The sequence below is a fragment of the Methanoculleus sp. genome, from assembly GCF_035363275.1.
Classification (GTDB): Archaea; Halobacteriota; Methanomicrobia; order Methanomicrobiales; family Methanoculleaceae; genus Methanoculleus.
Genome location: NZ_DAOSET010000035.1, coordinates 18325 through 27031, shown reverse-complemented (window position 1 = coordinate 27031; position 8707 = coordinate 18325). Strand labels below are relative to the sequence as shown.

Here is an 8707-nt window from a genome sequence, read left to right as displayed (position 1 = left end):
TCAGCATCTACGCCCTGGCATGGACCGTCCCGGAGACCGTGGCCGCAGGAGCAGAAGAAACAAGGGCTCCAGCCGCGGAACCTGGACCTGCGTTCCCGACCTGGGCGCTGGCCCTCGCAGTCGTGCTGATTGCGGCACTGGCGGCATTCCTCCTCATGAGGAGGAAGTAGCCCTTTTTTTACGAATCTTGAGGAGCAAAACATGATACCAGCGCACCGGCGGGGCTGTGCCCCGCACCTAATTATCCTCTCGCTCTGTATCCTTCTTGTCGTACCCGTTTCGGCCGGCATGACCACGACGGAGGTGACCGTCACAAAACTTGCTGCTGACGGTGTGACGGTCCTCAACCAGACGACAGTGGACTGGCAGTGGATGAAGGAGAACCTCCCGGTAATCGGCGACGGAGAGACGATCTACTATATGCAGGGTCCGATCTTTGAGGATGCCTGGAATGAAGCCCACCCGGGTGAGACATACGACCCGTGGAACCCGACCGAGGACGTCAACCTGATCTATAAGGACCACGGGGAGTTCATGGGCACCGACGTTGCAGATCTGCTCGACCTTGTCGGCGGTGCGGAACCCCAGGATAGGGTGAAGTTCGTCGCATCGGACGGGTTGCCGAAAGAGTGGCCTGCAGAGTACATCTACAGCCCCAACGCGAGGCAGGGACCGTTCTGCCTTGCCTGGTATCACGGGAGCGACACCGGTTATGTGAACCAGAGTTTCACCGATGGGATGCGTCTGTACTTCCTGGGGGAGACGACCAACGCAGACGGCATGCATGTCTGGGGCAACTGGGATATGCATGAGTCCTGGGCCGAAGATTACTGGTACTACTATTCCGGGATCTATCCTTCGGCAAGCGGCGTCTCGGTGCAGAACGTCAAAGACATCAAAATTTATAGCGAGGAAGAGCCCACCGGGAGCATACACGTAAATTCGACACCCTCCGGGGCTGCCGTCCTCATCGATGACGAAGAGACCGGCGATACGACCCCCTGCACCCTCTCCGAAATCGAGGCCGGGAGCCACTCAGTCCGGGTCGAGAAGGAGGGGTTCGTCCAGCCCGATGATATATGGGTCAATGTCGTGGCGAACGCCGTTGCCGAGGTTGAGTTCAACCTGATTCCGGAGACCGGATCAGGCGGCGATAGCAGCAGTGGTGGCGGTGGCTCCAGGAACGGGAGCATCGCCATCACCTCGGTCCCGATGAACGCGAGTATCTACCTCGACGGGAACGCCACAGGGTTCTGGACAGATGCGACCCTGGAAGATGTCCCGGCTGGCGAGCATACGATCAAACTCATGCTGCCGGGGTACTGGAATATCACCCGGACCGTCACCGTCGAGGGGGACGAGTGCAGCCTCCTCGATCTGGTCTTTGAAAACAGTACTACCAGCAAAGCCACCACCGGAAATGGAAGAATCACCGTATCCTCGGTTCCAACGAACGCGAGCATCTACCTTGACGAAAAAGAGACAGGATCCCGAACCAATGCAACCCTGGAAGCGGTCCCGGTCGGCGAGCATACGATCTATCTCATGATGCCGGGCTACCGGAATGCAACCAGGACCGTCACCGTCGAGGAGGGTGGGCATACCACCCTTGATCTGCTCCTTTCCCCGGCAGGCGGTGAAACCAGAGCGAACACCACAACAGGCCGCGGTGAACCTGTAGCCGGGCACCCGGCGCCGAATAACCCTATTGAGGCTTTCATCGAAACCATCCTCACTTTCATGAACGGGCTGCTCTTGTTCTTCGGAATGGGAGAGAGTACGATAGCCCCACCGGGGCCGGAGAGCACCCCTGCCCCCGGCGAAGGTGCTATAACCCCCGTGCCGACCGGCACCCCTCTGCTCCCCGCACCGACGCCGGTCGGCACCCGGATCATGACGAATCACTCCGGTGGGCTCTACATCGAATCGTACCCTCCGGGCATGACGATCATTGTCGACAACAGGAGGCTCGCGTCGCAGACGCCCCGTGTTGTCTATGGTCTCCGCGAGGGACTTCACAACGTCATGGTCGAGAAGGGCGATCAGAGTAGTAACGGAGAGGAGTCTGATTATCGGTTTGAGACTGTTCAGGCCTGGGTCCACCCGGACGCAGTTGCCCCGGTCTTCCTCGACGGCGTGACCATCCCAGGCAGGAAGAAAATTCGGGTCGACTCGGAGGCCTACCGGGGTGAACGGTTTACGATGAACGGGTTCTACCCTGCCGCCACCATCCCGGCCGACGCCGTGATCGAAGGCGCGAAGTCCTGGATCACCGTCTCCCGGAACGGAATGTTCCTATCCTACGCCGTTCCCTCCGGCATCGGAGCCGGCGAAACGTATCGGATCGAGCCCCGGAGTGGGGATACCGTCTCGATCAGCATCAGTTCCAGCCCCGCCGGGGCCCAGGTCTTTGTCGACGGCTTCCCCACCGCAAAGCGCACCCCGTGCCGGATAGGAGGCCTCTCCTCCGGCCAGCACCGTATTCTGGTCTCGATGCCCGGCTACCTCCCCGCCGAAGAGGTCATCAGGATACCCGAGGGGGCCGAGACCGGCGGCGCCATCACCTGCGCGCTCCGGGAGTATACCCACGGGAATCTCCTCGTCGAGAGCATGGTTCCGGACGCGAAGATCTACCTGTATGGCCGGTACACGGGGGAGAAGACGCCGTACACCTTCAACGGCATGAGCATCGGCACCTACGAGGTCAGGGCCGTCTCAGACGATGATTCGAGGACAGTCGAGGACGTGCTGGTGAAACCGGGGGAGACAACCCGGTGCGTGGTGGCCCTGAAGGAGGAATACCGGTGAGCAGATGCGTTTTACGCGCTCACGGAAGAGAAGCAAGAGAGTACCAGGCCGGCCGTGAGCAGAACCTCGCCTACGTCCGGGCTGCCGTCAGCCCCGACTCGATCGATCGCGAGATGGTGACGGTCGCGGAAGAGGACGGTGAGGTAGGGATCTATCCGGGAGGGACCGTCTTCGACGTCGTCAGCCTCCCGCAAATACTCCCCCGCCAGAGAAGCAGCCGCCCGGGTGGTGCGGGGTTCTCGCGGCCCTCCGCGGCGCGGCGATGCTATCCATAATTTGGAGATGAAGAGTATGCAAAGAAAAGTGACACGGATGTTGCTCGCGCTCCTCTGCGTGAGCATGCTCGTCGCTGCCGCCTCGGCAGCACCGACGACTGAACTGCACGTCGTAAAGATCGCAGCCGACGGGCAGACAGTCTTAAACGAGACGACGGTCGATTATCACTGGATGGAGGCAAACCTCCCGGTCCTCGGGGACGGCGTGACCCACTACTACCACCAGGGGCCAGTCTTCGCCGATGACAAAGAGACTCAGTGGGACCGGAACGAGACCACCAACTTCAAGGACCGCGGAGCGGTGAAGGGGACGGACCTTGCCGACCTCTGTGACCTGGTCGGCGGGATAGAGCCCGGCGACGAGGTGATGGTCAGGGCAGTCGACGGCTACCACATCGAGTTTGGATACCAGAACGTCTACGAACCCGAACCGCGCCAGGGACCGATCGGCATCTGCTGGTACAACGGCGAGGATGCAGATGTCGGCGAGCGCCAGGGCGTTGGGTACCCGCCCGACTATCATGCCGCCATGCGCCTGGTTATCTTTGCCGACAACTCCACCAACCCCGAGGGCAAGCACGTCTTCGGGAACCAGGATATGCGCGATTACTTCCCGCCCGAACGCCTCCACCTCTTCGACAATCTCTACCCCTCGACCTCAGGCTACACCGTGAAGTGGCTCAGCGAGGTCCGGGTCTACGAGGGTGGCTATACCGGAGCCAAGGACGTCCCGGTCAAGTCGCTCCAGGGATCCGCCGCGGTTGAAACGACAGAGGCCCAGGCATCTGCACAGGCTCCCCCGAGCCCGGATCCGCTCTTCGGACTTCTGGCCGGGCTTGGTGTTGCGAGTTACGTATGGAGAATGCGGAGATGAAGGCTCGTTTCGTCCGGCTTCTGGCCGTCTTCATCCTCGTCTGCGTTGCAAGCGCCTGCGGGTGCACCGGGACAACCGGTCCCACCAAAGCCGCAGGGGAAGATATATCCTGGAACCTCACCGTTTCTGACGGCACCCAAGAGGAAGTGCTCTCTTTCTCCGAGATCAAGGCGCTTCCCGCATGGGAAGGGTATGGCCATGCGGTCTCCACGGTCGGGATCAAGTACGGGCCGTACAGGGTCAGGGGCGTGTCCCTTGCAACGCTGCTCGATCGTGTCGGCGGGTTTGAAGAAGGCGATCGGGTCGGAATTTCAGCGCCTGACGGTTACTACTGGGTCTTTGACGACGAGCAGATGGCCGGGAAAGGTTTTGTGACCTTCGACCAGGACCTCAAGGAGAAACCCTCGCCCGCCATTACTCTGGTTCTCGCCTATGAGTTCAACGGGGCCGCAATCCCCGACGAGGACGGTGGGCCGCTCAGGATCGTGATCGGCACCGATGAGCCGGGAACCATCACCGAAGGTAGTTCCTGGGTGAAATGGGTCGACCGGGTCGAGGTCAAGAGAGGATGACCCGGCCGGCAGTGACCCTCGCTCTCCTCATCCTCGCTGTCTTCGCGGCATCCGCAGGCTGCACCGATTCCGGCCAGGAACGCACCGTCCTCACGGTGGTGCCGGCCGGGAGCCTTCTTTATCCGCTTGAGGAGGTGGAAGCCGCCTTTGAAGACCGGCACCCGGATATCGATGTCCGGCTCGAAGGGCACGGGAGCATCCAGGCAATTCGGCAGGTGACGGACCTCGGTCGGGCAATCGATGTCGTCGCGGTCGCGGACGCCTCGCTCATCCCGGACATGATGTACATCCCGATGGGCGAGGGGAAGGAGAACTACACCGACTGGTACGTTCCCTTTGCGGCAAACGAGATCGTGATCGCCTACACCGACCGGAGCGCGGGGGCCGATGAGATCACGGCAGAGAACTGGTACCGGGTACTTGCCCGCCCGGACGTGCGGGCGGGGTTCTCAAACCCCATGCTCGACGCCTGCGGCTACCGGGCGCTCATGGTGACGGCGCTTGCCGAAGAGCATTACAACGAACCCGGACTCTTTAGCGCCATCATCGGCGGTTCCTTCGACCCGGCACTCGCACCCACCCGCGCGGACGGAGTGACGACGATCACCCTGCCGGAACGGATGAGGCCGGCGGACGAGAAGGTCGCTATCCGGGACGGGAGCATCTATCTTCTCTCGCTCCTTGACGCCGGCGGGATTGACTACGCCTTCGAGTACAGGAGCGTCGCCGAGGAGCACGGGCTCCGGTGGATCGACCTCCCCCCCGAGATCAACCTCGGTTCCGCAGCGCATGCAAAAGACTACCGGAAGGTGCACGTGACCCTCGGGTTCCAGAGATTCCGGTCTATCGGGAGCGAGCGGGTCGGGCAGCCGATCGTCTACGCCGTCACCGTGCCCGAGAGTGCGCCCCACCCCAAAGAAGCACAGATGTTTGTGGAGTTTGCTCTCGATGCGTTCCGCGAAGGGGGCGCCAGCTGGCCCCGGCCGTTAGGAACAGGTTCTGGTGCTGCTACAGCGTACCATGCCACGGATTGACAAACCTTTTCCCCATCGGCCGCCCATGTAGTGGTAACGTATGCCCGGCGGTGATCCGCTGACTGCGGACCCGTACCGCCGGGCAACCACCGATGGGATAGTATTATGTTCTGGAACAGAGCGATGGAGACTATTCGGCCTGGAGAACTCGCGGACCTTCAGCTCAAGCGGCTGAGATGGACGCTGCATCAGGCAGAAAATGTTGGACTATACCAGAGAAAGTTCAAGGAAGCGGGCGTCTCTCCAGACGAGATCAGGACGCTCGACGACGTGGAGAAACTCCCTTTCACTTACAAAAAGGAGCTCCAGGCCGGGTACCCGTTCGGCCTCTTTGCGGTCCCCATGAAGGAGATAGTCCGGATCCACACCACCTCAGGCACGACGGGGAAACCGACCGTCGTCGGCTATACCCGGCAGGACCTGGATAACTGGTCGGAACTGATCGCACGGAACATGACGATGATCGGCCTTGGAGAGGACGACATCTTCCAGAACGCGGTCAACTACGGTCTCTTCACCGGGGGGCTCGGGTTTCACTACGGCGCCGAGAAGATCGGGGCAACCGTGATCCCGAGCGCAACCGGGAATACCCGCCGCCAGATCGAGATGATCGAGGACTTCGGGGTGACTGCGATCCACTGCACCCCGAGTTATGCCCTCCATCTCGCCGAAGTGGCCGAGTCGATGGGAAAGACGCTGGATACCCTTAAGACCGGGATCTTCGGGGCAGAACCCTGGTCGGAGAGCATGCGCACCGAACTCGAACGGCGGCTCGGGGTGAAGGCTTTCGACAGTTATGGCCTCTCGGAGATGTATGGTCCCGGAGTGGCGTTTGAGTGCCCCGAACACAACGGGCTTCATATCTGGCACGACTGCTACCTTACAGAGATCATCGACCCGAAGACGGGGGAGAGGCTCGGTCCCGGCGAGCGGGGTGAACTCGTCATCACGCCGCTCGTCAAGGAGGGGCTCCCGCTCGTCCGCTACCGCACCGGCGACGTGACCCGGCTGATGGACGAGGAGTGTGCCTGCGGGCGCGGGGTAAAGATTGCACGACTCACGGGCCGTAGCGACGACATGCTGGTTATCCGGGGGATCAACGTCTTCCCTTCACAGATCGAGCATGTGCTCCGGTCCCTCCCCGAGGTCGGAGAGCAGTTCATGGTATATATCGATCGCGTCAAACATCTGGATGAGATGACGATCGAAGTAGAGATGAGCAGAGCGGGGTTCTCCGGTGAACTCCAGGACCTCGCCCGCACGCAGAAGAAGATCGCCGGCGAGCTCCACAACACGCTCGGCCTTAGGACCGCGGTGAAACTGGTGGAGCCGGGGTCGCTGCCCCGGTTCGAGGGGAAGGCAAAACGGGTCATCGACCGGCGGGGGGCAATCTGATGGCACCCTGGAACCCGCGAGCGGAAGAGATGCCGCCCGACGAATTACGAAGGCTCCAGTTCAAACTCGTGAAGTCCCTGGTGTACCGGCTCTACAGTTTCAACGACTTCTACCGGCGCCGGATGAAAGAGCAGCAGGTTCATCCCGATGACATCAGGACGCTTGAGGATGTCGCGAAACTCCCGTTCATGTATAAACGGGACCTGCGAGACGGCTACCCGGACAAGATCTTCTCCGCCGGGCGGGACGAACTCGTCCGGTATCATGTCTCTTCCGGGACAACGGGGAAACCGACGGTCGTCGGCTACACGGAGCACGACATCGAGAACTGGAGCGAGTCACTGGCACGGGGGTTCTCTTCCTGCGGCCTCGGGCGGGGGGACGTTATGCAGGTGAGTTACGGCTACGGCCTCTTCACCGGCGGCCTCGGCGCCCACTACGGCGCCGAGAGGGTCGGTGCAACCGTTCTTCCCACAAGTGTCGGGAACACCGAGCGGCAGGTCGAATTGATGCAGGACCTCCACGTCACTGCCATCGCCTGCACCCCCTCCTACCTCCTTCACATGGGCGAGGTGGCGGAGAAGATGGGCGTCTCGATCAAGAATGATACCGAACTTCGTATCGGCTTCCTCGGCGCCGAACCCTGGTCGGAACAGATGCGGACCCGGATCGAGGAGTGGCTCGGAATCCGTGCCTACGACATCTACGGGACGAGCGAGCTCTCCGGGCCCATGTTCACCGAGTGCGCCGAGCAGCAGGGGATCCACATATGGGGTGACCTCGCGCTCGTCGAGATCGTGGACCCCGCGACCGGCGAGGTGCTCGAACCCGGGGAACAGGGCGAGCTGACCATCACCATGCTGCAGAAAGAGGCGCTGCCCATGGTCCGGTACCGGATAGGAGACCTGACGGCTCTCGAAGAAGATGCCTGTGCCTGCGGCCGGACTCATCCGCGCATCGGCCGGATCCGGGGACGAGTGGATGATATGCTGATCGTTCGCGGTATCAACGTTTTTCCGTCGCAGGTGGAACATGCGCTGCTCGAGATCCCGGAGGTCGGGAGGCACTTCCAGATCGTCGTCGACCGGAAGGGTGCGCTTGATTCCATGCTCGTACGAGTGGAGGTGAGCGAAGAGGCATTCTCCGACAAGATCACCGAACTGATGGTGATCAAGAGGAAGGTGGAGCACCGCCTGCGCGGTTCCCTGAACGTGAGCGTGGACGCAGAACTGGTCGAACCGGGCTCCCTGCCGCGGTTTGAAGGCAAGTCGAAGAAGGTTGTTGACAGGAGGTCATTGTAATGGAGAAGTCGTATATCGTCAAACAGATCTCAATCTTTTCGGAGAACCGCCCCGGGCGCCTCGCGGCGATCGCCGGTGCGCTCCGGGATGCGAAGATCAACATCTTTGCATTCAGTATTGCTGAAGCGGACGGGTTCGGTGTCGTTCGCGCACTCGTCGACCGGCCGGAGGACGCCCACCGGACGCTGACAGATCTCGGGTTCAGGGTCTCGTTCACCGACGTCATCGGCGTGAAGATGCGTGACGAGCCCGGCGGTCTCTCGGATATCGCATCGGTCCTCGGGGATGCGGGGATCAACATCGAGTACGCCTACGCATACTCAGGGAAGGACGCGGCGGTCCTGATCCTGCGCGTGGACCAGATCGAGGACGCCGTCCGGCAGCTCCTTGGCCACGGCGGAGAACTCCTCAAGACATCCCTCTCACAGTAACCGGGGCCCCGGGGCAA

The 8707-nt window shown here is 61.5% G+C and carries 8 protein-coding genes; all 8 read left to right on the top strand.

Features of this window, described 5'->3' with window-relative positions:
- The first annotated feature begins 201 nt into the window (after positions 1 to 201).
- Positions 202 to 2808 carry a PEGA domain-containing protein gene (locus PLN84_RS08905; protein ID WP_348532014.1) on the top strand — a complete coding sequence of 869 codons (2607 nt, stop codon included), beginning with the start codon at positions 202 to 204 and terminating at the stop codon, positions 2806 to 2808.
- Positions 2805 to 3083, top strand: a complete 279-nt coding sequence (locus PLN84_RS08900) for a hypothetical protein (protein ID WP_292385073.1) — start codon at positions 2805 to 2807, stop codon at positions 3081 to 3083. Before PLN84_RS08905 ends, PLN84_RS08900 begins: the two co-directional genes overlap by 4 nt.
- A gap of 16 nt (positions 3084 to 3099) precedes the next feature.
- Entirely contained in the window at positions 3100 to 3957 is an 858-nt protein-coding gene (locus PLN84_RS08895) for an argininosuccinate synthase (RefSeq protein WP_292385074.1), read from the top strand.
- Positions 3954 to 4529, top strand: a complete 576-nt coding sequence (locus tag PLN84_RS08890; protein WP_292385075.1) for a molybdopterin-dependent oxidoreductase — start codon at positions 3954 to 3956, stop codon at positions 4527 to 4529. Before PLN84_RS08895 ends, PLN84_RS08890 begins: the two co-directional genes overlap by 4 nt.
- Positions 4526 to 5563: a tungstate ABC transporter substrate-binding protein WtpA gene (wtpA, locus tag PLN84_RS08885; RefSeq protein ID WP_292385078.1), complete on the top strand. Its 1038-nt coding sequence runs from the start codon at positions 4526 to 4528 to the stop codon at positions 5561 to 5563. Before PLN84_RS08890 ends, wtpA begins: the two co-directional genes overlap by 4 nt.
- 105 nt (positions 5564 to 5668) lie before the next feature.
- Positions 5669 to 6958, top strand: a complete 1290-nt coding sequence (locus tag PLN84_RS08880; protein WP_292385080.1) for a phenylacetate--CoA ligase — start codon at positions 5669 to 5671, stop codon at positions 6956 to 6958.
- Positions 6958 to 8259: a phenylacetate--CoA ligase gene (locus tag PLN84_RS08875; protein ID WP_292385081.1), complete on the top strand. Its 1302-nt coding sequence runs from the start codon at positions 6958 to 6960 to the stop codon at positions 8257 to 8259. The genes PLN84_RS08880 and PLN84_RS08875 overlap by 1 nt, the downstream gene beginning before the upstream one ends.
- Positions 8259 to 8690, top strand: coding sequence for an ACT domain-containing protein (locus tag PLN84_RS08870; protein WP_292385083.1), 432 nt, complete (start codon positions 8259 to 8261; stop codon positions 8688 to 8690). The genes PLN84_RS08875 and PLN84_RS08870 overlap by 1 nt, the downstream gene beginning before the upstream one ends.
- Positions 8691 to 8707: the final 17 nt, after the last annotated feature.

Coding starts and splice junctions, on each gene's coding strand:
- PLN84_RS08905 (WP_348532014.1), top strand. CDS start 202: ATGATACCAGCGCACCGGCGGGGCTGTGCCCCGCACCTAATTATCCTC.
- PLN84_RS08895 (WP_292385074.1), top strand. CDS start 3,100: ATGCAAAGAAAAGTGACACGGATGTTGCTCGCGCTCCTCTGCGTGAGC.
- PLN84_RS08880 (WP_292385080.1), top strand. CDS start 5,669: ATGTTCTGGAACAGAGCGATGGAGACTATTCGGCCTGGAGAACTCGCG.
- PLN84_RS08870 (WP_292385083.1), top strand. CDS start 8,259: ATGGAGAAGTCGTATATCGTCAAACAGATCTCAATCTTTTCGGAGAAC.
- PLN84_RS08890 (WP_292385075.1), top strand. CDS start 3,954: ATGAAGGCTCGTTTCGTCCGGCTTCTGGCCGTCTTCATCCTCGTCTGC.
- wtpA (WP_292385078.1), top strand. CDS start 4,526: ATGACCCGGCCGGCAGTGACCCTCGCTCTCCTCATCCTCGCTGTCTTC.
- PLN84_RS08875 (WP_292385081.1), top strand. CDS start 6,958: ATGGCACCCTGGAACCCGCGAGCGGAAGAGATGCCGCCCGACGAATTA.